26 protein-coding genes and 1 pseudogene are annotated in these 22,963 nt (G+C 66.7%); 10 read left to right on the top strand and 17 right to left on the bottom strand.

The features are described 5' to 3' along the window. From G3O06_RS37680 to G3O06_RS37660, 5 genes are all read right to left on the bottom strand, one after another. Nucleotides 1-369 (bottom strand): PhzF family phenazine biosynthesis isomerase (locus tag G3O06_RS37680; protein WP_205819169.1); only part of this gene is annotated, 369 nt, incomplete at its 3' end. Nucleotides 370-382: 13 nt separating this feature from the next. Next, nucleotides 383-841: a RidA family protein gene (locus tag G3O06_RS37675; protein ID WP_031402925.1), complete on the bottom strand. Its 459-nt coding sequence runs from the start codon at nt 839-841 to the stop codon at nt 383-385. 42 nt (nt 842-883) lie between these two features. After that, nucleotides 884-2,065 carry a PLP-dependent aminotransferase family protein gene (locus G3O06_RS37670; protein WP_174915803.1) on the bottom strand — a complete coding sequence of 394 codons (1,182 nt, stop codon included), beginning with the start codon at nt 2,063-2,065 and terminating at the stop codon, nt 884-886. Nucleotides 2,066-2,217: 152 nt separating this feature from the next. Continuing rightward, entirely contained in the window at nt 2,218-3,126 is a 909-nt protein-coding gene (locus tag G3O06_RS37665; RefSeq protein WP_205819168.1) for a DMT family transporter, read from the bottom strand. 57 nt (nt 3,127-3,183) lie between these two features. After that, the gene (locus G3O06_RS37660; RefSeq protein ID WP_205819167.1) at nt 3,184-3,873 is read right to left on the bottom strand and encodes a VOC family protein; all 690 of its coding nucleotides are present in this window, start codon (nt 3,871-3,873) and stop codon (nt 3,184-3,186) included. Nucleotides 3,874-4,103: 230 nt separating this feature from the next. Here G3O06_RS37660 and G3O06_RS37655 point away from each other — a divergent pair, with 230 nt between their 5' ends. The 4 genes from G3O06_RS37655 to G3O06_RS37640 all read left to right on the top strand — a co-directional run bounded on the left by G3O06_RS37655 (nt 4,104) and on the right by G3O06_RS37640 (nt 8,702). Continuing rightward, on the top strand, nt 4,104-5,564 hold the full coding sequence (locus tag G3O06_RS37655; RefSeq protein WP_011352807.1) for a PLP-dependent aminotransferase family protein: 1,461 nt from the start codon (nt 4,104-4,106) through the stop codon (nt 5,562-5,564). A gap of 158 nt (nt 5,565-5,722) precedes the next feature. After that, nucleotides 5,723-7,621, top strand: coding sequence for a molecular chaperone HtpG (htpG, locus tag G3O06_RS37650; protein ID WP_174915806.1), 1,899 nt, complete (start codon nt 5,723-5,725; stop codon nt 7,619-7,621). Between the two features lie 8 nt (nt 7,622-7,629). Beyond that, complete coding sequence (locus G3O06_RS37645) at nt 7,630-8,226, top strand: chorismate lyase (RefSeq protein ID WP_205819166.1); 597 nt, start codon at nt 7,630-7,632, stop codon at nt 8,224-8,226. Continuing rightward, complete coding sequence (locus tag G3O06_RS37640) at nt 8,226-8,702, top strand: DNA-deoxyinosine glycosylase (RefSeq protein ID WP_205819165.1); 477 nt, start codon at nt 8,226-8,228, stop codon at nt 8,700-8,702. The genes G3O06_RS37645 and G3O06_RS37640 overlap by 1 nt, the downstream gene beginning before the upstream one ends. A gap of 62 nt (nt 8,703-8,764) precedes the next feature. Here the strand turns inward: G3O06_RS37640 and G3O06_RS37635 are convergent, their stop codons facing one another. From G3O06_RS37635 to G3O06_RS37620, 4 genes are all read right to left on the bottom strand, one after another. Further along, a complete protein-coding gene (locus G3O06_RS37635; protein ID WP_174967761.1) occupies nt 8,765-9,088 on the bottom strand; it encodes a helix-turn-helix transcriptional regulator in 324 nt (107 codons plus the stop codon). After that, nucleotides 9,085-9,447, bottom strand: a complete 363-nt coding sequence (locus G3O06_RS37630) for a type II toxin-antitoxin system RelE/ParE family toxin (protein WP_174967762.1) — start codon at nt 9,445-9,447, stop codon at nt 9,085-9,087. Before G3O06_RS37630 ends, G3O06_RS37635 begins: the two co-directional genes overlap by 4 nt. Nucleotides 9,448-9,975: 528 nt before the next feature. Next, nucleotides 9,976-10,230 (bottom strand): hypothetical protein, encoded by a 255-nt coding sequence (locus tag G3O06_RS37625; protein WP_205819164.1) that lies wholly within the window; start codon nt 10,228-10,230, stop codon nt 9,976-9,978. A 40-nt stretch (nt 10,231-10,270) separates the two neighbouring features. After that, nucleotides 10,271-10,549, bottom strand: coding sequence for a YlcI/YnfO family protein (locus G3O06_RS37620; RefSeq protein WP_205819163.1), 279 nt, complete (start codon nt 10,547-10,549; stop codon nt 10,271-10,273). Between the two features lie 170 nt (nt 10,550-10,719). Here G3O06_RS37620 and G3O06_RS37615 point away from each other — a divergent pair, with 170 nt between their 5' ends. The 3 genes from G3O06_RS37615 (at nt 10,720) to G3O06_RS37605 (ending at nt 13,625) form a co-directional block, all read left to right on the top strand. Next, nucleotides 10,720-11,637: a spermidine synthase gene (locus G3O06_RS37615; protein WP_174915813.1), complete on the top strand. Its 918-nt coding sequence runs from the start codon at nt 10,720-10,722 to the stop codon at nt 11,635-11,637. 198 nt (nt 11,638-11,835) lie between these two features. Then, complete coding sequence (locus G3O06_RS37610; protein ID WP_011352801.1) at nt 11,836-12,078, top strand: DUF3311 domain-containing protein; 243 nt, start codon at nt 11,836-11,838, stop codon at nt 12,076-12,078. Next, the gene (locus tag G3O06_RS37605) at nt 12,075-13,625 is read left to right on the top strand and encodes a sodium:solute symporter family protein (protein WP_174988609.1); all 1,551 of its coding nucleotides are present in this window, start codon (nt 12,075-12,077) and stop codon (nt 13,623-13,625) included. Before G3O06_RS37610 ends, G3O06_RS37605 begins: the two co-directional genes overlap by 4 nt. 67 nt (nt 13,626-13,692) lie before the next feature. On the opposite strand, the gene G3O06_RS37600 is transcribed toward G3O06_RS37605, so the two are convergent. The 5 genes from G3O06_RS37600 to G3O06_RS37580 form a co-directional block, all read right to left on the bottom strand. Continuing rightward, entirely contained in the window at nt 13,693-14,148 is a 456-nt protein-coding gene (locus G3O06_RS37600; protein WP_174967765.1) for a VOC family protein, read from the bottom strand. A gap of 243 nt (nt 14,149-14,391) precedes the next feature. Continuing rightward, on the bottom strand, nt 14,392-15,345 hold the full coding sequence (gene tal, locus G3O06_RS37595; RefSeq protein WP_174915816.1) for a transaldolase: 954 nt from the start codon (nt 15,343-15,345) through the stop codon (nt 14,392-14,394). A 168-nt stretch (nt 15,346-15,513) separates the two neighbouring features. Then, nucleotides 15,514-16,725, bottom strand: a complete 1,212-nt coding sequence (locus G3O06_RS37590; RefSeq protein WP_205819162.1) for a benzoate/H(+) symporter BenE family transporter — start codon at nt 16,723-16,725, stop codon at nt 15,514-15,516. 54 nt (nt 16,726-16,779) lie between these two features. Continuing rightward, the gene (locus tag G3O06_RS37585; RefSeq protein ID WP_034184810.1) at nt 16,780-17,955 is read right to left on the bottom strand and encodes a VWA domain-containing protein; all 1,176 of its coding nucleotides are present in this window, start codon (nt 17,953-17,955) and stop codon (nt 16,780-16,782) included. A gap of 27 nt (nt 17,956-17,982) precedes the next feature. Next, nucleotides 17,983-18,825 (bottom strand): MoxR family ATPase, encoded by an 843-nt coding sequence (locus tag G3O06_RS37580; protein ID WP_205819161.1) that lies wholly within the window; start codon nt 18,823-18,825, stop codon nt 17,983-17,985. 246 nt (nt 18,826-19,071) lie between these two features. On the opposite strand from G3O06_RS37580, the gene G3O06_RS37575 reads away from it, so the two are divergent. Beyond that, nucleotides 19,072-19,431: a c-type cytochrome gene (locus G3O06_RS37575; protein ID WP_174915818.1), complete on the top strand. Its 360-nt coding sequence runs from the start codon at nt 19,072-19,074 to the stop codon at nt 19,429-19,431. A gap of 40 nt (nt 19,432-19,471) precedes the next feature. Further along, the gene (locus G3O06_RS37570; RefSeq protein WP_027786804.1) at nt 19,472-19,831 is read left to right on the top strand and encodes a cytochrome c; all 360 of its coding nucleotides are present in this window, start codon (nt 19,472-19,474) and stop codon (nt 19,829-19,831) included. A gap of 105 nt (nt 19,832-19,936) precedes the next feature. Here the strand turns inward: G3O06_RS37570 and G3O06_RS37565 are convergent, their stop codons facing one another. Next, nucleotides 19,937-20,371, bottom strand: coding sequence for a DUF1841 family protein (locus G3O06_RS37565; RefSeq protein WP_089495376.1), 435 nt, complete (start codon nt 20,369-20,371; stop codon nt 19,937-19,939). Between the two features lie 439 nt (nt 20,372-20,810). Here G3O06_RS37565 and G3O06_RS37560 point away from each other — a divergent pair, with 439 nt between their 5' ends. Next, nucleotides 20,811-21,740, top strand: coding sequence for a DMT family transporter (locus G3O06_RS37560; RefSeq protein WP_205819160.1), 930 nt, complete (start codon nt 20,811-20,813; stop codon nt 21,738-21,740). A gap of 151 nt (nt 21,741-21,891) precedes the next feature. Here G3O06_RS37560 and nth read toward each other — a convergent pair whose 3' ends face one another. Both nth and G3O06_RS37550 read right to left on the bottom strand, forming a co-directional pair. After that, a complete protein-coding gene (gene nth / locus G3O06_RS37555) occupies nt 21,892-22,536 on the bottom strand; it encodes an endonuclease III (RefSeq protein ID WP_205819159.1) in 645 nt (214 codons plus the stop codon). After that, nucleotides 22,533-22,963: pseudogene (locus G3O06_RS37550) on the bottom strand (electron transport complex subunit RsxB); the annotation flags it as partial. The pseudogene G3O06_RS37550 and the gene nth, both read right to left, overlap by 4 nt.

Raw genomic sequence — 22,963 nt, 5'->3', positions numbered from 1 at the left:
CGCGGCGAACGCCCAGCCGTCGGCCTGCTCGCGCAGCGCGACCCGGCCGACCCCGCACTGCTGGATCAGCCGGCCCGGCGTGCGCGGCTGCGCGCCGCTTTCCAGGAACGCATGCGCGGTGCCCAGCGTCGGGTGGCCGGCGAACGGCAGTTCGCCCTCCGTCGTGAAGATCCGGACGCGGTAGTCGGCTTCCGGATCGGTCGGCGTGCAGACGAACGTCGTTTCCGACAGGTTCGTCCAGCGGGCGATCGCGAGCATGTCGTCGTCGCCGAGCGAATCGGCGTCGAACACCACGGCGAGCGCGTTGCCCTTGAACGGCACCGCCGTGAACACGTCGACCTGCTTGAAGCGGACGAGATGATCGGACATCGCGCTGCGCCCGTTACGCTACTTCGGCGATCAGCTCGATCTCGACGCACGCGCCGAGCGGAATCTGCGCGACGCCGAATGCCGAACGCGCGTGCTTGCCCGCATCGCCGAACACTTCCGCGATCAGTTCCGACGCGCCGTTCGTCACCAGGTGCTGTTCGGTGAAGTCGAGCGTCGAGTTGACGAGGCTCATCAGCTTGACGATGCGCGTGACCTTGTTCAGGTCGCCGGTGTGCGCGTGCAGCGTCGCGAGCAGGTCGATCGCGATCGAGCGGGCGGCGGCCTTGCCGTCTTCCGTCTGCAGATCCGCGCCGAGCTTGCCGGCCCAGACCTTGCCGTCCTTCTTCGCGATGTGGCCCGACAGGTAGACCGTATTGCCGCTTTGCGCGCTCATCACGTAGGCGGCGGCCGGTGCGCCGGCGGTCGGGAGCTCGATGCCGAGCGACTTCAGTTTGTCGTAGACGTTAGCCATGTATTCGAATCCTCGTAGAGAGTCGTGACAGGAAAAAGGGGATCAGAGGCGCTCGCGCAGCAGCTTGCCGAGGCGCGCGACGCCTTCCTCGATCTTCTCCGGCGGCACCGTCACGAACGACAGGCGCAGCGTGTTCTGCTGCGCGTTGTCCGCGAAGAACGGTGCGCCCGGCACGAAGGCGACGTGGTTGTCGACGGCCGCGGCGAGCAGCTTCATGCTGTCGATCTGCGCGGGCAGGTTCACCCAGATGAACATCCCGCCTTCCGGGCGGTTCCACGTGACGCCTTCCGGCATGTGGCGCTCGAGCGCGCCGAGCATTGCGTCGCACTGCGCGCTGTACAGCTCGCGGATCGTCGGGATGTGTTCGTCGAGGAAACCGTCCTTGATCACTTCGTGCGCGATGCGCTGCGTGAGCGTCGGCGTATGCAGGTCGGTGGCCTGCTTGGCCTGCACGAGCTTGAAGTGGAGTTCCTCGGGCGCAATGATGTAGCCGATCCGCAGGCCCGGCGCGAGCACCTTCGAGAACGTGCCGAGGTGCACGATGTGATCGGGCGCCATCGACAGCATCGTCGGCAGCGGCTCGCCGCGGTAGTTCAGCGCGCCGTACGGATCGTCTTCCAGCACCGGGAACGGGCTCGACTGCGCGAACGCGGCGAGCGCGCGGCGGCGCTCGACGGGCAGGCGGCGGCCGGTCGGGTTCTGGAAGTTCGGCTGTGCGTACAGCAGGCGCGCGCCTTGCGTGAGTTCGGGCGTCAGGCCGTCCGGCAGCAGGCCCTGCTCGTCGGTCGGCACCTGCACGTAGCGCGGCTCGTACAGCGAGAACGACTGCAGCGCGCCGAGGTAGGTCGGGGTTTCGACGAGGATCGGGCTGCCCGGATCGACGAGCGCCTTGCCGAGCAGGTCGAGCGCCTGCTGCGAGCCGGTCGTGATCAGCACCTGCGACACGCGCACGCTGTAGCGCTCGGCGATCCATTCGCGCAGCGGCAGGTAGCCTTCGGTCGCGCTGTACTGGAGCGCGGCGGCCGGCGCGTCGCGCAGCACGCGATCGGCGGCGGCACGCATGCGTTCGGCCGGGAACGTCGAGGGGGCGGGCAGGCCGCCGGCGAACGAGATGACCTCGGGGCGTTCCGTGACCTTCAGGATTTCGCGGATGGCAGAGCTCGTCAGCTTGCGTGCGCGTTCGGAAAGCTGCCAGTGCGGCGGATGCAGGTCGCTCGGATTCATAGTCTCCTCGTTCGGATATCGTGGTCAGTCAAGAAAGGTCGTTCGGGCAAATCGCCTCGACGCTGCCGGGTGGGCAGGCGCGAGCGCGATCGAGCCTTCGCGGCCGGGTGGGCAAAACCGATCAGGCAAAACGTCCATTATGGCGCAGCTGTTCAGCCGGCGCGAGCCGGTTGCGCGGCGGTGGCGACCGCCGAGCGGCGCCCGAGCACCACGGTGGCGATCACCGCGGCCGCGAACAGCCATGTCGTCGACGTGACCGTTTCGCCGAACAGCAGCGCGGAAAAGGCGATCGTGAAGAAAATCTGCAGCAGTTGCACCTGGCCGACGCGCGCGATGCCGCCCATCGCGAGCCCCGCGTACCACGCGAAAAAGCCGATGAATTGCGAAAAGAGGGTCACGTAGCCGAATGCGAGCCACGTGCGCAGGGCGAGCGGGCCCGGATGCGCGGCATGCTGCATCCACGCGAGCCAGCCGACCGGCAACACGAGGAACGGCGCGGACACGACGAGCGCCCAGCAGATCACCTGCCAGCCGCCGATCTGGCGCGCAAGGCGCGCGCCTTCCGCATAGCCGAGCGCGCCGATGCCGACCGCGATGAGCATCAGCGCGTCGCCGGCCTGCACGGTGCCGCCGCCGTCGCGCAGCGCGAACGCGATCACGAGCGCGCTGCCGGCCACCGCGCTGGCCCAGAACGCCTTCGACGGCCGCTCGTGCGACAGCCAGGCCGCGTACAGCGCGACGAACAGCGGCTGCAGGCCGTTGACCACCGCGCCGTGCGACGCCGGTACCGTTTTCATCGCCCACGCGGAGAACACCGGATACGCGATGATCACGCCGACCGACGTGATCGCGAGGCTTTTCAGCTGCGCGCGGGTCGGTAGCCGCTCGCGGCGCCACCACAGCAGCAGGCCGGCCGGCACCGCGGCGGCGAGCGCGCGGCCGAGCCCGTTGAGCAGCGGATGGAGTTCGGAGACGACGATGCGCGTCATCGGCAGCGTCAGGCTGAAGATCATCACGCCGATGAGGCCGAGCAACATGCCCCGGGTTTCGCGCGAATTCATGTGAGGGGTGTCTCCGTGTTTGCCAGTATTGGTGTAGTTCAGGGGGCGGCAGGGCGCTCAGCGCAGCGTGCGCGAGCCTTGCGGCGTGTCGAATTCGGCGACCAGCGCGGGCGGGCCGTCGGCGGCTTCGAGGTCGAGCAGGTGGGCGGCGCCGAGCCAGTCGAGCTGCTCGCGGATCGCGTCCGCACGCGGGTGGGCGCCCTTGAGCGCCTTCAGCGCGACGCCGTCGCCCGGCAGCGATTCGGCCGGGTGGTGCGCGCTGTCCCACTGGATCAGCGACGGCAGGAGGCCGTCGCCCGTGCCTTGCCATGCGGGGAATGCGCCGTCGTCGGGCACCGTGAGGCCCCAGCCCAGGTCGCCGCGCCGCATTGCGACAACGGGCGGGATGCGCGCCGGGTACTGGCTCTGCCACAGCGCGAGCTGGCGCGGACGGTCGACGCGCGCAACCCAGTGCGCGAGAAACGGGCCCTGCGCGAGCCGTGCGTGCATGGCCGGATCGTCGAGCCCGAACAGCCGCGCGCGCGGCTCCGCGCCGTCGTTCGGCGCTGGCGCGTCGGGGTCGATCGCGATCACTTCGAGGTAGAGCCCGCCCCATGCGCCGAACAGCGCATTGTGGGTCCGCATCAGCGGGTGGCGGCCGCCGCCGGCCGGTTCGATACCGAGCGCGTCGGCGACGTGGCGTACGCCTTCGTCGAGCGTGCGCGCGGCGATCACGAGATGGTCGAGTGTCAGGGAGCGGGCTGGCATGAACGTCGGTCGGGAAGCGAAAGTGTCATGGTGGGCAGGCGATGCGCCGGGCGGTGGCCGGACCGGCCGGCGTACCGGCCGCGATGCGGGCCGGTGGGCGCGGCGCCAGGTGCGGCGGGGCCAGAACGGCAGCCGCACGGTCGCCGTTCCGGTCAACTGTAATCGTCGCTACCGGCACAGTAACGGTACAATCGGCGCGATAGCCTTCGGTACAGTTGGAGCTGCCGCCCATGTCCACCGTCCCACTCGCCCAGATTCCCGTGCCGCACGACACGGCCACCCTCACGCTCGTCGACCAGCTTGTCCAGTGGGCAAGGCGACGCATCGACGAACGCGTGTTCCGGCCCGGCATGCGGATGCCGTCGATCCGCAAGCTCGCGCTCGACAAGAGCGTGTCGCGCTTTACCGTCGTCGAGGCGTACGAGCGACTCGTCGCGCAGGGTTACCTCGACTCGCGACGCGGCTCGGGCTTCTACGTGCGCGAGCGCACGGCCGCCGGCCCGCAGCCGGCCGACAGCGTTGCACGCGTGGCCGAGGCCGCGCCGGTGCACAACACGATCGACGTCGTCTGGCTGCTGCGCAACATGCTGCACACCGTCAGTCCGGAAAAGGGGCCGGGTCTCGGCTATTTGCCGGGACGCTGGCTCGACGGCGAACTGATCACCGGCGCGCTGCGTGCGCTGGGGCGCCAGTCCGGCGCGCAGATGCTCGGCTTCGGCACCGCGCAGGGCTTCCTGCCGCTGCGCCAGCAACTGCAGACGCGCCTCGCCGAAGTGGAGATCGGCGCGAAGCCGGAACAGATCGTGCTGGTGTCCGGGATCACGCAGGCGATCGACCTGATCTCGCGGATCTACGTGAAGCCCGGCGATGCGGTGATCGTCGGCGATCCGGCCTGGTTCCAGATGTTCGGCCGCTTCGCGGCGCAGGGCGCGCAGCTCGTCGGGATGCCGTACACGCCGGACGGCCCCGATCTCGACGCGCTCGAGACGCTCGTGCAGATGTGGCGGCCGAAGATGCTCGTGATCAATTCGGTGCTGCAGAACCCGACCGGCACGTCGCTGTCGGCCGCGCAGGCGTTCCGGATCCTGAAGCTCGCCGAGGCGTACGACTTCCTCGTCGTCGAGGACGACGTGTACGGCGACCTGTGCCCGCCGAGCTATCCGGCCACGCGCCTCGCGAGTCTCGACCAGCTGAAGCGCGTGATCTATCTCGGCAGCTATTCGAAGACGCTCGCGGCGAACCTGCGGGTCGGCTATGTCGCGTGCGCGCCGGAGATCGCGAAGGCGGTCACCGACCAGAAGATGCTGGTCGGGATGACGACGCCCGAGCTCAACGAGCGCGTGCTGTACAAGATCCTGACCGAAGGGCATTACCGGCGCCACGTCGAGCGGCTGCGCGCGCGGCTCGACGGCGTGCGCGACAAGACCGCGCGGATGCTCGAGCGCACGGGGCTCGGCCTCTTCACGATGCCGGCGGCCGGGATGTTCCTGTGGGCCGACACGGGCGTCGATTCGGACGCGCTCGCGGCGGTCGCGCACGAGGCCGGCTTCCTGCTGACGCCGGGCAGCCTGTTCTCGCCGCAGCAATCGCCGTCCACGTGGATGCGCTTCAACGTCGCGAACTGCGGCGATCCGGCGCTGCCGGGGCTGTTGTCGCGCTATATCGATTCGGCCGTGCGCCGCGCGTCGTGACGCGGCGCGGCACGCCCGCCCTTGAAATCGGGCGTGCCGTCCCCAGATACGCGCGCAAACCGCTTGCGCCAGGCGGCCGCCTTTCACGGGCCCGCCGGCATCGCGCGCCGGGCGCTCGCGCCACACCATTCAAGTTCAAGTAAGAGGAAACAGCATCCATGGCACATGAAACGATGAGCTTTCAGGCAGAGGTCAAGCAACTCCTCCACCTGATGATCCATTCGCTTTACAGCAACAAGGAAATCTTCCTGCGCGAACTGGTGTCGAACGCGTCCGATGCTGCCGACAAGCTGCGTTTCGAAGGGCTCGCGGACAACGCGCTGTACGAGAACGATCCGAACCTGCGCATTCGCATCGGCTACGACAAGGCCGCGCGCACGATCACGATCGACGACAACGGCATCGGCATGAGCCGCGATGAAGCGATCGCGAACCTCGGCACGATCGCGCGTTCGGGCACCAAGGAATTCTTCACGAAGCTGTCCGGCGACCAGCAGAAGGATGCGGCGCTGATCGGCCAGTTCGGCGTCGGGTTCTACTCGGGCTTCATCGTCGCCGACAAGATCACCGTCGAGACGCGTCGCGCGGGCCTGCCGGCGAGCGAAGCCGTGCGCTGGGAAAGCGCGGGCGAGGGCGATTTCACGATCGACGCGATCGAGCGCGCGCAGCGCGGCACGACGATCACGCTGCACCTGCGCGAAGGCGAGGACGAACTGCTGTCGTCGCACCGCCTGCAGTCGATCATCCAGAAGTATTCCGACCACATCGCGCTGCCGATCCTGATGCAGAAGGAAGAGTGGGATCAGGAAAAGGGCGAGATGGTCCTGAAGGACGAGGACGAGACCGTCAACCAGGCGAGCGCGCTGTGGACGCGTTCGAAGAGCGACGTCACCGACGAGCAGTACACGCAGTTCTACCAGCACATCGCGCACGACCACCAGGATCCGCTCACGTGGACGCATAACCGCGTCGAGGGCCGCAGCGAATACACGCAGCTGCTGTTCGTGCCGTCGCATGCGCCGTTCGACATGTGGAACCGCGACTATCGCGGCGGCCTGAAACTGTACGTGAAGCGCGTGTTCATCATGGACGACGCTGAGCAACTGCTGCCGCAATACCTGCGTTTCGTGAAGGGCGTCGTCGATTCGGCCGACCTGCCGCTGAACGTGTCGCGCGAGATCCTGCAGGAAAGCCGTGACGTGAAGGCGATCCGCGAAGGCGTGACGAAGCGCACGCTGTCGATGCTCGAAGAGCTCGCGAACGCGGAAGAGGATGCCGGCAAGGAGAAGTACAAGACGTTCTGGGGCGCGTTCGGCCAGGTGCTGAAGGAAGGCCTCGGCGAAGATCACGCGAACCGCGAGCGCATCGCGAAGCTGCTGCGCTTCGCGTCGACGCACGGCGACACCGACGCGCAGGACGTGTCGCTCGCCGACTACGTGTCGCGTATGAAGCCCGAGCAGAGCAAGATCTACTACGTGACCGCCGACGCGTGGCTGGCCGCGAAGAACAGCCCGCATCTCGAGGTGTTCCGCAAGAAGGGCGTCGAGGTGCTGTTGCTGACCGATCGCGTCGACGAGTGGATGCTGTCGTTCCTGCAGGAATTCGACGGCAAGCCGCTCGCGAGCGTCGCGCGCGGCGACCTCGATCTCGGCGAGCTGAACGACGAAGAGAAGAAGGCGCAGGAACAGGCGGGCGAAGCGATCAAGCCCGTCGTCGAGAAGATGAAGGAAGCGCTCGGCGACAAGGTGAAGGAAGTGCGCGTCACGTTCCGCCTGACCGATTCGCCGTCGTGCCTCGTCGCGGACGACAACGACATGAGCGGCTACCTGCAGCGGATGCTGAAGGCGGCCGGCCAGAACGCGCCGGCGATGCAGCCGATCCTCGAGATCAATCCGGAGCACGCGCTCGTGAAGCAGTTGAAGGCCGACAGCGCCAATTTCGGCGACTGGTGCCATCTGCTGTTCGACCAGGCGCTGCTGGCCGAAGGCGGCATGCTCGACGATCCGGCGAGCTTCGTGAAGCGGACCAACGCGCTGCTGCTGTCGCGCGCTGCGTGAACACGCGCATGCGATTCGACGGCGGACAGGCCGGCTGGCGCGAGACGCCGCGGCCTGGCTGCACGCTCGACCAGCGCGACTGGCTGACGCGCGGCGGATCGCTGACCGCGCACCTCGCGCGGCTCGGCCGCGTGGCCGTGCGCGTGACGCGCGAGGCCGTCGACTGCCCATGGTTCGACGAGCCGGACGCGCTCGCCAGCGCACCACGCGCGCCGATGTGGGTGCGCGAGGTGATCCTGTCGGTCGACGGCACGCCGTTCGTCGCCGCGCACAGCATCGCGCCGCTTTCCGCCAGCAAGGGTGTGTGGCAGGCGATGCGGCGGCTGCGCACGCGGCCGCTCGCGGAGCTGCTGTACAGCGATCCGCAGGTCGAGCGTTCGGTGCTCGTCAGCCGGCGCGTGATCGCCGGCCATCCTTTGTATGCGCTGGCGAGCCATGCGCTCGGCAGTGCGCGAGCGCCGCATTCGTTCGCCGCGCGGCGCTCGGTGTTCCAGCGTCACGGCAAGCCGTTGATGGTCACCGAGTGCATGCTGCCGGCGCTGTGGCGCCATCTCGATGCGCATGGTGACGGGCCGCGCTCGGGCGGGCCGGGCGGGAGCGCGTAATGCTGCGGGGTTTTCCGCCGGTCGTCGCGGCGAACACGCACACGATGATCCTCGGCAGTTTTCCGGGCGAGGCGTCGCTCGATGCCGCGCAGTACTACGCGCATCCGCGCAACCAGTTCTGGCGGCTGCTCGGCACGGTGCTCGGCGAGCACGGGCTGCACGAACTCGCGTACGACGCGCGGCTCGAGCGCGTGCTGTCGCACGGGATCGGTATCTGGGACGTGCTGGCCGCGTGCCATCGCGAGGGCAGCCTCGATTCGGCGATCCGGCATGCGAAGCCGAATGATTTCGATGCGTTGCGCGAGCATACGCCGTTGCTCAAGCGCGTGTGCTTCAACGGCAAGACGGCGGGGCGGTTTGCGGAGGTGATCGGCGCGGCGGGGTACGACACGCTCGTGCTACCTTCGTCGAGTCCGGCGAATGCGATGTTGTCGTTCGAGCAGAAGCTGGAACACTGGCGCCGGGTTGTCCTTTGACCGACAGCGCTGCTGGCGTCACGCTCGGCCGGCGATCCGAAGCAATCGGCAGGGCCCTGACGTCAAGCGGCGAATACGACTTCGATATGCCCTTCGACTTCCGACTGACGGTCTGGCCCGACGACAATCTGCACGTCGCGTCCGAGCTTCGCCAGACATTCGAGCATCTTCGTTTCACTCACGCCGCGAAACTGCCCGCGCAGCATGTTCGATAGCTTCGGCTGCGTCATGCCGAGCAACCGGGCCGCGTGCTGCTGCGTCCATTTGCGCGCCTTGATGATCTCCGCGATCTTGGCGGCGAGTTGAGCCTTCACTCGCATTTCGTCGGCATCGCGCATGCCCAGATCCGCGTAGACGTTCTCGCTACCCTGTTCGATTTCGATCATCGCCTTTCTCCTTTTGCGTGTGCTTCGGCCGCTTTCAGACGTTCGCGAACCAGATCGCTGTCCGGCCTCGGTGTCGCGATGCCGTTCGATGATTTCTTCTGGAAACAGTGCAGCACATACACGCTGTTCCCGAGCTTCACCGTGTAGACGGCACGGTACGTGCCGTTGTCTTCCGATTCCACGATCTCGAGCACGCCGGCCGATCCGAATCCCCTCAATGGCTTGGCCTGATCATGCTTGCGTCCTGTTTGCGCCAGGTACAGCGCATAACCGAACGTGTCCTGGACGGCTTCGGGCATTGCTTTCAGGTCCTTGCGTGCCGAGCCGAGCCAGTAGAGTGGTTTGGTGTACGGATCCATCGATGAAATTATCCCTATTTGGGTATATTTGCAAGGTGCACGCAGAAAAAGGATGCGCAGTTCGTACTCGGCGGCGGTGCCGTCACTGGGGGATTCGCAGCGTCGGGAGCGGGCAGGCGTGCGGTGCCGACCGACGGGCGATGCCGGTTTAGCACCGGGGGCGTGGCGTCGAAGGCGAGCGCATAGGCGACATCCCGGCTTGCGGCCGCTCCTTCGCATTTTTGCGTCGTGTGGAGACCCGGGACAATTCAGCCGTTCGACAGGTGCTGTCGCTGCGTATCGATGACGGAGTGGGGCGCTTGTTCCTTGCTTGACGAGCTGGTGCGGCGTGAATTTGCTTATGCCGTCTGGTTGTGGCGCGCGCTTGTGCGCATGCATGACGCGCGCATTTGCGATATGCGCGTTGCTTGCTGTCGTGAAGAGCGGTGTGCTTTGGTGATCGGATATACGTAGCCGAACGACTTCGCGTCGTTACGGAGGCTCGAATTCACTTGCCGATCGGGCAAGCGAGCCTATCGCGCTTGATGCTCAATCGTCCTTGCCCCATCGCCAGTGGGGCGTCTCTCCCTTGATCCAGCACACCGCAGTCAGCAGCGCGACCAACGCCACGACGCAGGCACCGTACGCAATCGGAGACCGGCGCGGCGGCAGCAGCCACGCGCTTGCAATGACCCCGATCGCGAACAGCAGCAACACGACCCAGCCCTGCCACGCGACCGGCAATCCCCAGCCCCAGCCGTAGCGTTTGGTCGGAAACCAGATCTTCTTGTCATTCGAGGCCATGTGGTTCCTCGTCGTCGGATGATTGTTACGCGGACTTTTGTCAGCGAGTGTGTCGCCGGCGAATACCCGTCGCGTCGAGTCGGCGTTCCAGCCGCGCGAGCGCGTCGGATGACGAAACATACCGGCCCGTGCGTAGCGCCTCGTCGCGGGACGCAATGCCACGTGCGATGAACTTGCTTTGAAGCCGGCGACACGCGATGCCTTCACGGATTGATTGCTCGACGAAGCTCGATAGCGTTTCGCCGTCCCGCAGGACGCGTTCGGCAACTGCGAGGAGTTCAGGATCGATGGGGATGGGCGAACTGGCGGCAGTCTTCATCGGGTAACTTCCCTAAACACGATCGCGGTGCATTGTCGTTCACGCGGTGCGTTAGTGCACATGACAGATCAACGATGCGCAGTGGTGGATCTGTCTTCGGCAGCGACCATCGTCCCGCCAATGCTATCCTCTCGTCCGCTAAAACCAGCATCACCCAGCGAGATTCACACATGACCCGACTGATCAAGCGCGCGTCCGCCGAGGCGCGCGCGTCCAAGCGCAGCAAGCCGTCCGCCTACAACGGCTCCGAAAAACTCCAGCCGCCGCGCGTGAAGCGCCGCCCGGAGATCGACGAACACGACGACGTGCCCGTGCTCGAAGCGCCGCGCAAGCCGCGCTTCGCGCCCGTCACGTTCTCGGAAGAGGGCGGCGTGCGCTTCCTGCATTTCGGCACCGAATGGGTACAAGGCGCGATGCGGATTTCGAAGCCGCTGCATATCGAGCTCGAATACGCGCAGCAGATGATGGCGTGGCTGCTGTTCCTCGAAACGCCCGAGCGGATCGTCCAGCTCGGGCTCGGCACCGGTGCGCTGACCAAGTTCTCGCACCGCTTCCTGCCGCACGCGAAGGTCGAGGCCGTCGAGCTGAACCCGGCCGTGATCGTCGCCGCGCGCACGATGTTCGCGCTGCCGCCCGACGATGCACGTCTCGCCGTGCATGAAGCCGACGCATGGGATTTCGTCAACGACCCGGCCAACCGCGGCACGACGGGTGCGATCCAGATCGACCTGTACGACGCAACCGCGCGCGGCCCCGTGCTCGACAGCGTCTCGTTCTACCGCGCGGTGCGCGGCTGCCTCGCCGACGCAGGTATCGCGACGATCAACCTGTTCGGCGATCATCCGAGCTTCGTGCGCAACATGAAGCACCTGAACGCGGCATTCGATCACCGCGTGATCGCACTGCCCGAAGTGCATGACGGCAACCGGATCGCGATCGCGTTCTCGGGCCCCGCACTCGACGTGCCGTTCGCGCAGCTCGACGCGCGTGCGAAGCTGATCGAGGACACGCTGAAGTTGCCCGCACGCAAGTGGGTGAAAGCTTTGAAAGAAACGACCGGCGCGCGCGACACCGCGTTCGCGATCTGACGCTTCATGCACCGGCGGCATGCCGGTGCAACCACGCGACAAGGGGCGGATCACCTCGGGTTCGCCCCCGCTTGACCGCGTGCTCGCGGCTCCTATACTGGCGCGAAGCCAGGGGAGCCGCAGCCTACCCGTTTTGCGCTCCTCTCGGCGCCGTACCCGCTCAACAAGATCGATAACCGGGAAAGATGAGGAGACGTCATGGCTCACGATGCCGACGCCAACCGGGCCGCGAAGCGCTGGCTCTGGCTGCTGGTACTGCCGCTGATTGCGATGGTCTGGGTACCGTCGTACAGCAAGATCGAACCGCAATGGTTGGGTTTTCCGTTTTTCTACTGGTACCAGTTGCTCTGGGTCTTCATTAGCGCGGTGATCACCGCGTTCGTGTACTTCAAGACCAAGAACGCGTGGAAGGCGAGCGGCCCGCAGGGAGGTGCGCGATGAATCTCGGCGCAACCTTCGTCTTCGTCCTGCTGTTCATCGGCGTCACGATCATCGGTTTCCTGGCCGCGAACTGGCGGCGCGGCGATCTCGCCCATCTCGACGAATGGGGTCTCGGCGGACGCCGCTTCGGCACGATCGTCACATGGTTCCTGCTCGGCGGCGACCTCTACACGGCCTACACGTTCGTCGCGGTGCCGGCGCTCGTGTTCGGCGCCGGCGCGATGGGCTTCTTCGCACTGCCTTATACGATCCTGATCTATCCGTTCGCGTTCGTCGTGTTCCCGAAGCTGTGGAGCATCGCGAAGCGGCACGGCTACGTGACCGCCGCCGACTTCGTCAACGCGCGCTACGGCAGCCGCATGCTTGCGCTTGCGATCGCGGTGACGGGCATCGTCGCGACGATGCCGTACATCGCGCTGCAGCTCGTCGGCATCGAAGTGGTGATCGGCGCGCTCGGCTTCGACACGACCGGCTTCGTCGGCGACCTGCCGCTGATCATCGCGTTCGCGATCCTCGCCGCGTACACGTACACGTCGGGCCTGCGCGCGCCTGCGATGATCGCGATCGTCAAGGACATCCTGATCTACATCACGATCGCCGCGGCGGTCATCGTGATCCCGGCGAAGCTCGGCGGCTTCGGGCACATCTTCGCGAGCGTGCCGCCCGCGAAGCTGCTGTTGAAGGCGCCCGACGCGATGAGCCTGAACGGCTACAGCGCGTATGCGACGCTCGCGATCGGCTCGGCGCTGGCGCTGTTCCTGTATCCGCACTCGGTCACGGCGATCCTGTCGTCGTCGTCCGGCAACTCGATCCGCCGCAACATGGCGATGCTGCCCGCGTATTCGTTCGTGCTCGGCCTGCTCGCGCTGCTCGGCTACATGGCGCTCGCATCGGGCGTGAAGGACATGCCGCAGTACGCGCCGTACTTCAAGGCGTTCGGCCCGAACTTCGCGGTGCCCGCGTTGTTCCTCCAGTATTTCCCGTCGTGGTTCGTCGGCGTCGCGTTCGCGGCGATCGGCATCGGCGCGCTGGTGCCGGCGGCGATCATGTCGATCGCGGCCGCAAACCTGTACACGCGCAACATTCACCGCGAGTTCGTGAACCGCAACATGTCGCACGAGCAGGAAACGCACGTCGCGAAGCTCGTGTCGCTGATCGTGAAGGTCGGCGCCGTCGCGTTCATTCTCGGGCTGCCGCTGACCTACGCGATCCAGCTGCAACTGCTCGGCGGGATCTGGATCATCCAGACGCTACCCGCGATCGTGCTCGGCCTGTACACGCGCGTGCTCGACCATCGCGGCCTGCTGGCCGGCTGGGCGGCGGGCATCGTGTGCGGCACGTGGATGGCGGTTTCGCTGAAGCTTGCCAGCTCGATCTTCACGATCCACCTGTTCGGTCTCGCGATTCCCGGCTACGCGGCCGTATGGTCGCTGGTCGTGAACCTGGTGGTGGCGGTGGTGGTGAGCGTGCTGGTGCGCGTGATGGGCATGGCGCATGCGGAGGATCGCACGCGGCCGGAGGACTATCTCGACGTGGTGGAAGGCTGACGCTGCCTGCACGGCCACGCAATGAAAAAGCCCGCCACCGGCAAGGTGGCGGGCTTTGTCTTTCGTGTTATCCCTGCGCGCGTTGCGCGAGGTCCTCGCGCTGCGACAGGTCTTCGACGTTGACCATCCAGTGCACGCCGAAACGATCCTTCGCCATCCCGAAGCCGAGCGCCCAGAACGTCTTGCCGAACGGCATCGTCACTTCGCCGCCGTCGGCGAGCGCATTGAACAGCTTCTGGCCTTCCTCGACCGTCGCCGGGTTCAGCGACAGCGAATAGCCGGCGTGCATGCCGCCGCCGGGCTGGCTGCAGTCGCCGTCCGAGCACATGATCATCGAGTCGCCGATCGTGAAGCTCGCATGCATGACCTTGTCGGCCATCTCCGGCGTCATCGGGTAGTCGGGATTCGGCGGCGCATCCTTGAAGTGCATCTTGAACATCGTCTTTGCACCGAGTGCCTTTTCGTAGAACTGAAGGGCTTCGTCGGCGCGACCGTAGAACGTCAGGTACGGTTGGACTTGCATCGTTGTCTCCTGTATTGAGGGGGCCGGCCCGCGCTTCCGCACGGGTTCGGCGTCGTACAAGACTGACCGGGAAAGGGTGCCTCGGGAGGCGGCCGACGCACCCGTGACGTGGATTGTAGTGCGCGTGCTTGACGATGGAATGAAAAATAAAAACGGCCGCGAACATGACGTTCGCGGCCGTGTGCGGCGTGCGTGCTGACGGCTGTTGCCAGTGTTGCTGACAGCCGCTGACGCTTGTGCGGCTTAGCGCAGCGAGTCGATCAGCTTCTCGAGCTTCACCGCATCGGCGGCGAATACGCGGATGCCTTCGGCGAGCTTTTCGGTCGCCATCGCGTCGTCGTTCAACTGGAAGCGGAACGCTGCCTCGTCGATCGCGACGCGCGCGGCGGGCTTGTCCTGCAGCGCCTCCGGTGACAGCTTGCGCGTGACCGTCTCGTTGCTGTCCTGCAGCTTCTGCAGCAAATCGGGACTGATCGTCAGCAGGTCGCAGCCGGCGAGTTCGGTGATCTGGCTGGTCGTGCGGAAGCTCGCGCCCATCACTTCGGTGTTGTAGCCGAACGTCTTGTAGTACGTGTAGATGCGGCGCACCGACAGCACGCCCGGATCGTTCGCGCCACCGTCCTTCTCTTCATTCCACTCCGCGCCGGCCTGCTTCTTGTACCAGTCGTAGATGCGGCCGACGAACGGCGAGATCAGCTGCGCGCCGGCTTCCGCGCATGCGGCGGCCTGCACGAGCGAGAAAAGCAGGGTCATGTTGCACTTGATCCCTTCCTTCTGCAGCACTTCGGCCGCGCGGATGCCTTCCCACGTCGAGGCGAGCTTGATCAGGATGCGCTCGCGGCCGATGCCGGCTGCTTCGTACAGCTTGATGAGCTCGCGGCCCTTGTCGATCGAACGCTGCGTGTCGAACGACAGGCGTGCGTCGACCTCGGTCGACACGCGGCCCGGGATCAGCTTCAGGATCTCGGTGCCGAATGCGATCAGCAGGCGGTCGATGATGAAATCGGTGCTTTCGTTGCGATGATCGCGGACGGTTTTCTCGAGGATCGGCTTGTACGCATCCTTCTGGACGGCCTTCAGGATCAGCGACGGGTTCGTGGTCGCGTCCTGCGGCTGGTATTGCGCAAGCTGCTGGAAATCGCCCGTGTCGGCGACGACGGTCGTGTACTGCTTCAGCTGGTCGAGTGCGGTAGTCATGGCGATTCGGAAGAAGGGCGCAAGGCGCCGGGTTCTCACGGGCCGCGCGAGCGCGGCGGCGAAGCGAGGCGGCGCCGGGCACCGCCTCCGATCCGCTATTCTAGGCCCGATTCGTGTCGCGCACGTTCTGGCGTGTCCGAAGGCCGCGGCGGCGGGCGCCGTGCCGCGTCACGCGGGGCGGCGCGCGTTCAGGATCACCTGCGTGACGATCCCCGCGACGAGCCCCCAGAATGCCGAGCCGATCGACAGCAGCGTGAGGCCCGACGCGGTGACCATGAACGTGACGAGCGCTGCTTCGCGCTGCTTCACGTCCTGCATCGCGTTCGCGAGCCCGCTCATGATCGAGCCGAACAGCGCGAGCGCGGCGACCGAGACGACGAGCGCCTTCGGCAGCGCCGCGAACAGCGCGGCGATCGTCGCGCCGAAGATCCCCGCGATCAGGTAGAACGTGCCGCACCACACGGCGGCCGTGTAGCGCTTCGCGCGATCCTCGTGCGCTTCCGGGCCCGTGCAGATCGCGGCCGTGATCGCCGCGAGGTTGACGCCGTGCGAGCCGAACGGTGCGAGCAGCAGCGACGCGAGGCCGGTGGTCGCGATCAGCGGCGACGACGGGGTCTGATAGCCGTCCGCGCGCAGCACCGCGATGCCCGGCACGTTCTGCGACGCCATCGCGACGACGAACAGCGGAATGCCGATGCTGACGATCGCCGCGATCGAGAAGGCCGGCATCGTGAACACGGGCTTCGCGAACGCGATGTGAAAGCCGCTGAAGTCGAGCAGGCCGAGACCGCCGGCGACCGCCGTGCCGACGATCAGCGTCGTCACGATGGCATAGCGCGGTGCGAGCCGCTTGACGATCAGGTACGTGAAGAACATCGCGAGCACGAGCGCCGTCTGGAACTGCGCGGCGCGGAAGATCTCGATGCCGATCTCGAACAGGATGCCCGCGAGCAGCGCGGCTGCGATGCCGGCCGGAATCTTGCGCATCAGCGTATCGAACAGCCCGCTCACGCCGACGGCCGTCAGCAGCACCGCGCAGACGATGAACGCACCGATCGCCTCGGGGTAGGGCACGCCGGGCAGCGACGCGATCAGCAGCGCGGCGCCGGGTGTCGACCACGCGACGACGACGGGCGCGCGAAAGCGCAGCGACAGGCCGATCGTCGTCAGCGCCATGCCGATCGACAGCGCCCAGATCCACGACGAGATCTGCGCATCGGTGAGGTGGGCGGCGCGGCCGGCCTGGAACATCAGCACGAGCGAACTCGTGTAGCCCGTCATCATCGCGACGAAGCCGGCGACGAGTGCCGACACGGAGGTATCGGCAAAAAAGCGGCGGCCGCCGGCGCGGCTGGCGCTCGCGGTGGGCGAGGGGTTCATGCTATCTCCGGGGGGAGGCCGCTCGGACGCGGCCTTCGTGCTGGGTGGGTGTCGTTACTTGCTGAGTGCGCGCATCGCGGTTTCGAGGCCCGCGAGCGTGAGCGGATACATGCGATGGCCGAGCAGGTCGCGGATCACCGCGACAGATTGCCGGTATTCCCATAGCCGCTCGGGCTCGGGGTTCAGCCACGCATGGTGGGGGAACTGGTCGGCGAGGCGGCGCAGCCACACGGCGCCCGCTTCCGGGTTGTTGTATTCGACCGAGCCGCCGGGCTGCAGCACTTCGTACGGGCTCATCGTCGCATCGCCGACGAAGATCAGCTTGTAGTCGGGCGTGAACTTGTGCAGCACGTCCCACGTCGCGGTGCGTTCCGAGTGGCGGCGGCGGTTGTTCTTCCACAGGTGGTCGTACACGCAGTTGTGGAAGTAGAAGAATTCCAGGTGCTTGAATTCGGCCTTCGCTGCCGAGAACAGCTCTTCGGTGCGCTTGATGTGATCGTCCATCGAGCCGCCGACGTCGAGCAGCATCAGCACCTTCACGTTGTTGTGACGCTCGGGCACCATCCGCAGGTCGAGCCAGCCCGCGTTCGCGGCGGTGCTGCGGATCGTGCCGGGCAGGTCGAGCTCCTCGGCGGCGCCTTCACGCGCGAAGCGGCGCAGCCGCCGCAGCGCGACCTTGATGTTGCGCGTGCCGATCTCGACGGAATCGTCGTAGTCGCGGTACGCGCGCGCCTCCCACACCTTCACCGCGGTGCGGTTGCCGTTCGACGGGCCGCCGATGCGCACGCCTTCCGGGTTGTAGCCGCCGTGCCCGAACGGCGACGTGCCGCCGGTGCCGATCCACTTGTTGCCGCCTTCGTGGCGTTCCTTCTGCTCGTCGAGCAGTTCCTTCAGGCGCTCCATCAGCTTGTCGAGCCCGCCCATCGCCTCGATCTGCGCCTTCTCCTCCGGCGACAGCTCGCGCTCGAGGCGCTTCTCGAGCCAGTCGAGCGGAATGTCGAACGCTTCGGACGGCAGTGCGGACACGCCATGGAAATACGCGCCGAACGCCTGGTCGAACTTGTCGAAGTACTGCTCGTCCTTGACGAGCGTCATCCGCGCGAGGAAGTAGAACGCGTCGATCGACGGCGAGATCAGCCCGGCCTTCAGCGATTCGAGCAGCGTCAGGTATTCCTTCACCGAGACGGGCAGCTTGGCTGCGCGCAGCGCGTAGAAGAAATTGAGCAGCATGGCCGGGCCTTCGCGGATGGGGGAGGATTACCGGTTGTGCCGGTTCATGTAGACGAGCCGTTCGAGCAGGCTCAGGTCCTGCTCGTTCTTCAGCAGCGCGCCCGCGAGCGGCGGCACGATCTGCTTCGCGTCCACGCCGCGCAACTGGTCGGCCGGGATGTTCTCGGCGAGCAGCAGCTTCAGCCAGTCGAGCAGCTCGGACGTCGACGGCTTCTTCTTCAGGCCCGACACGCTGCGCAATTCGAAGAAACTCTCGAGCGCCGCGCGCAGCAGCTCCTCGCGGATGTCAGGGAAATGAACCGCGACGATCTTCTGCATCGTCGCCGGGTCGGGAAACTGGATGTAGTGGAAGAAGCAGCGGCGCAGGAACGCGTCGGGCAGCTCCTTCTCGTTGTTCGACGTGATGATGACGAGCGGGCGGTGCTTCGCGCGGACCGTTTCACGTGTTTCGTACACGTGGAATTCCATCCGGTCGAGCTCGCGCAGCAGGTCGTTCGGGAATTCGATGTCGGCCTTGTCGATCTCGTCGATCAGCAGCACGCTCGGGTGCTCGGCATCGAATGCCTGCCACAGCACGCCCTTGACGATGTAGTTCGAGATGTCCTTCACGCGCTCGTCGCCGAGCTGCGAATCGCGCAGCCGCGACACGGCGTCGTATTCGTACAGGCCCTGCTGCGCCTTCGTGGTCGACTTGATGTGCCACTGCAGCAGCGGCATGTCGAGCGCGGCGGCCACTTCCTCGGCGAGCATCGTCTTGCCGGTGCCGGGCTCGCCCTTGATCAGGAGCGGGCGTTGCAGCGTCAGCGCGGCATTGACCGCGAGCTTCAGATCGTCGGTGGCGACGTAGTGCGAGGACCCTTCGAAACGCATGGCGGCGCTCTTCTCAATCGGGGAAAAAAACCCAGTATAAGTCAGAAGGGCTGTCCGGTTGGGCCGCGCCCGCGTATCGTTGCGGGGCTGTGGCGGGGCGAACCGGGGCGCCTTGTGGACGCGTTCCCCGCCGACGCGGTACAATCTGGCCGTTTTTTTTGGCCTGCGTGGCGACCTGACAAGCATAACGGCGCGGGCCGTTGCCGCTTTGGCGCCAGTTTCCCCTCAAGCTAGGTTACAAGAGCTATGAACAAATTCGTCGGCAAACACGTCGTTGTCGCAGCGCTCGTGGCGCTCGCGGGCAGCGCGCAGGCGGCCGGTGTGGTCGGCAACCCGAAGGACGGGGCGAGCAAGGCCGCCATGTGCATCGGTTGCCACGGCATCCAGGACTACCGCGCGGCGTACCCGGAGGTCTACCGGGTGCCTGTCCTCGGCGGCCAGAACCAGCAATACCTCGAGAACGCGCTGAAGGCCTACCGCAAGAAGGATCGTCACTTCCCGTCGATGAATGCGATCGCCGGTTCGCTGACGGACCAGGACATCGCGGATCTGTCGGCGTACTACGCCGTCCAGAAGGCCGACACGAAGGACAATCCCTACAAGTAAAGCGCGCGCCGCCGATCTGACCGGCGGGACAGGAGCATTCATGAACAACGCATTCAAGACGGCGGCGGTTGCACTGGCGGCCGGCCTCGCGATCGGTACCGCACACGCGGCGGACATCACGAAGGGCAAGGAACTGGTCGAATCGCACAACTGTGCCGCCTGCCACGGCGCGCAGATGAACAAGCCGATCAACGCAGAATATCCGCGCCTCGCCGGCCAGCATGCCGACTACCTCGTGTGGGCGATGCGCCAGTACCAGATGGGCCTGACGAACCCGCTGCTCGGTCGCAACAACGCGATCATGCAGGCGCAGGTGCAGAGCCTGTCGGTCAGCGACATGAAGGACATCGCGGCCTACATCGAGTCGCTGAAAGAAACCGATCTCGTGTTCAAGAAGTAAGCGTGACGGGCCCGACGGGCCCACGCAGCAAAAATACCCCGCCTCGGCGGGGTATTTTTTTGTCCGCGCTCCGGCCGCCCGTGGCGTGGACGGGCGCCTCGGCGCTCAGTCGCGCGATGCGCGGCGCAGGATGCGCTGCAGGTACGCGTCGGTGTCGGGCGGCGTGCCGGTGCGCTGCGCTTCCCAGATCGTCTCGCCGAGGCATTCCATGATCACGTGCTGCGCGTCGTGGGTCGAATCGAGCTTGGCCGCGAGCTTGTCGTGCGCGGCGCGGATGCCGGGCGGCTGGTCGATCGACAGCTGCTCGCTGATCGCGAGATGCATCGACAGGTGCAGGAACGGGTTCGTGCGGCCTTCCTCGGGCGTGTACTCGCGCGCGGTCGCACCATCGGCGTCGGCGAGTTCGTCGTGGTATTCGGGATGCTCGACGATCCAGTCTGCTGCCATCGCTTCCAGCGGCGTCAGGATCTCGCCGGCGCGCTGCTTGCGCCAGGTCTCGGTGAAAAAGCGACGCACTTCGTCGCGGCTTGGATTGAACATGGTGGGGGAAACGTCGTGATTCGGACGGCGTGATGCCGCGTCGCGCATTGTACGCCGGGTCGGCGGACGGCGCTGGCGGCGGGCCGGAGCGGGTTGCGCGGCGGCGGTGACGGCGACGATTGCTGGCCAGCCGCCAGCCGCCAGCCGCTAGCCGCTAGCCGCTAGCCGCCAGCCGCTAGCCGCCAGCCGCCAGCCACCAGCCACCAGCCACCAGCCACCAGCCACCAGCCACCAGCCGCCAGCCGCATGCAGCACGCAGCAGGCAGCAGGCAGCAGGCAGCAGGCAGCAGGCAGCAGGCAGCACAGGTGCTCGGTGCCGGCCGGTCGCCAGCGCCCTCCACCGGCGCCCGGGAACGGGTAAGCGCGGGCTAGGCTCGCCACCGTCGCACCGTTACACTCCGACGATTTCCGTCGCCACGCCGCTCGCACCCGTTCCGTCATGACCGCCACCGCTCGCCCATCGTCCGCCGCCCTGCAGGGCTCGCTCTACGTCGCGCTGTCCGCCGCCGCGTTCGGCGCGATGGCGATCTTCGGCCGCTACGCGTATGCGGCCGGTGTGGACGTGCTCGGGCTGCTGATCGTGCGCTTCGCGATCGGCGGCGCGGTGCTCGCCGCGATCGCACGGCATCGCCGCGTCACCTGGCCGCGCGGGCGCGCGCTCGCGCCGCTCGTGGCGATGGGCGCGCTCGGCTACGTCGGGCAGTCGTTCTGCTATTTCAGCGCGCTGCAACACGCGCAGGCGAGCCTCGTCGCGCTGCTGCTGTACCTGTATCCGGCCTTCGTCACGCTGTTGGCCGCTTGGTGGCTCGGCGAGCGCCTCACGCGCGCGAAGGCCGTCGCGCTCGTGCTGTGCGTCGCGGGTTCGGCGCTGATGGTCGGCGGCGGGCATGGCGAGCCGCTCGGGATCGCGCTCGCGCTGGCCGCCGCGGTGATCTATTCGCTGTACATCGTCGGCGGCACGAAGGCGACGCGTGGCGTCGATCCGCTCGCGACCACCGCGATCATCTGCCTGTCGGCAACCGCGACGCTCTTGGCGATCGCCGTCGTGCGGACCGCGGCGTTCGGCGCGCCGCCGCGCTGGCCCGCGACGGCCGGCGGCTGGGCATCGATGCTCGCGATCGCGCTCGTGTCGACGGTCGCGGCGATGCTCGCGTTCTTTGCCGGGCTCGAACGGCTCGGGGCCGCACGCACGTCGATGCTGTCGACGCTCGAACCGGTCGTGACGGTCGCGCTTGCGGCGCTGCTGTTCGGCGAAGCGCTGTCGCCGCTGCAGTGGGCGGGAGGCGTCGCGATTCTGGCTGCCGTGCTGGCGCTGGTGCGCGCGGGCGGCGCGGCGGCCGACGACGCAACGGCGACGTCCAACGCGTAGCTTGGAAGGGGAAAGCAGGGACGATGGCGCAGGTGGCTACGCTGTCGCGGCTGCAGGTTACCGGCGGAACAACGGCCGATGGGGCATGCAATGAGTGTCCGGCCGCATGACGCCGGGCGGCAGCCTGCGGCCGGTCAGCCGCGGCTGCGCGTCACTCCATGGGCGGTGGCGTCTTCGGCCTGAATTCGCACAGCGGCTCGATCGCGCAGTGCCAGCATTCAGGCTTGCGGGCCTTGCACACGTAGCGCCCGTGCAGGATCAGCCAGTGATGCGCATCCTGCAGGAATTCCTTCGGCGTGAACTTCTCGAGTGCGGCCTCGACGGCGCGCACGTCCTTGCCCGGCGCGAGCCCCGTGCGGTTCGCGACCCGGAAGATATGCGTGTCGACCGCGATCGTCGGCTGGCCGAACGCAGTGTTCAGCACGACGTTCGCGGTCTTGCGGCCGACGCCGGGCAGCCCCTCGAGCGCTTCGCGATCGGTCGGCACCTCGCCGTCGTAGCGGTCGAGCAGGATCCGGCACGTCGCGACCACGTTCTTCGCCTTGGTCCGGTACAAGCCGATCGTCTTGATGTACTCGGTGACGCCTTCTTCGCCGAGTGCGACGATTTGTCGCGGGGTGTTCGCGACCGGAAACATCTTCCGCATTGCCTTGTTGACCGATACGTCGGTCGCCTGCGCGGACAGCATCACGGCGATCAGCAGCTCGAACGGCGTCGAGTACTCGAGCTCGGTAGTCGGATGCGGATTGAGGCTCTGCAGCGTTTCGTAGATCGCGCGTCGTTTGCTGGCGTTCATGGCGTGTTCTGGTCGGGCGGTGCGGACGGGCCGCCCGGGCCGTCGTTGCCTGCGTCGTTCTCGTCGTCGCCGTTCGCGGCCGCTGCTTCGGCGTGGCGTTGGGCCTGCTGTTCGGCGAGCCGTTTGCGGCGTGCCTCGGCCGCGTCGATCTGTGCCTGGACGGCCGCGCTCACGCCTTCGGTGTTCTTCGGCCCGGCGTCTTGCCCGGACAGTTCTTCCTTCTTCTTGCGCGCCCGTTCGAGCGCGGCGGCGATGATCGCGCACTTCTTCGCTTCGGCGTCGTCAGCGGCCGGTGCGGCGGCCGGCTTCGCTATCGGTCGGCGGCTGCTCGACGTCGGGCTGCTCCGCATCGGGCTTCGCAGCGTTGCCGCCCGCGTTATGCGCACCGCCGAGCATTTGCATTTCGTCTGCGACGATCTCGGTCGAA

Source organism: Burkholderia sp. Ac-20345 (assembly GCF_017104825.1).
GTDB lineage: Bacteria > Pseudomonadota > Gammaproteobacteria > Burkholderiales > Burkholderiaceae > Burkholderia > Burkholderia lata_B.
Note: the sequence above shows the minus strand (reverse complement) of the source record. Positions and strands in the feature narration are given on the sequence as shown.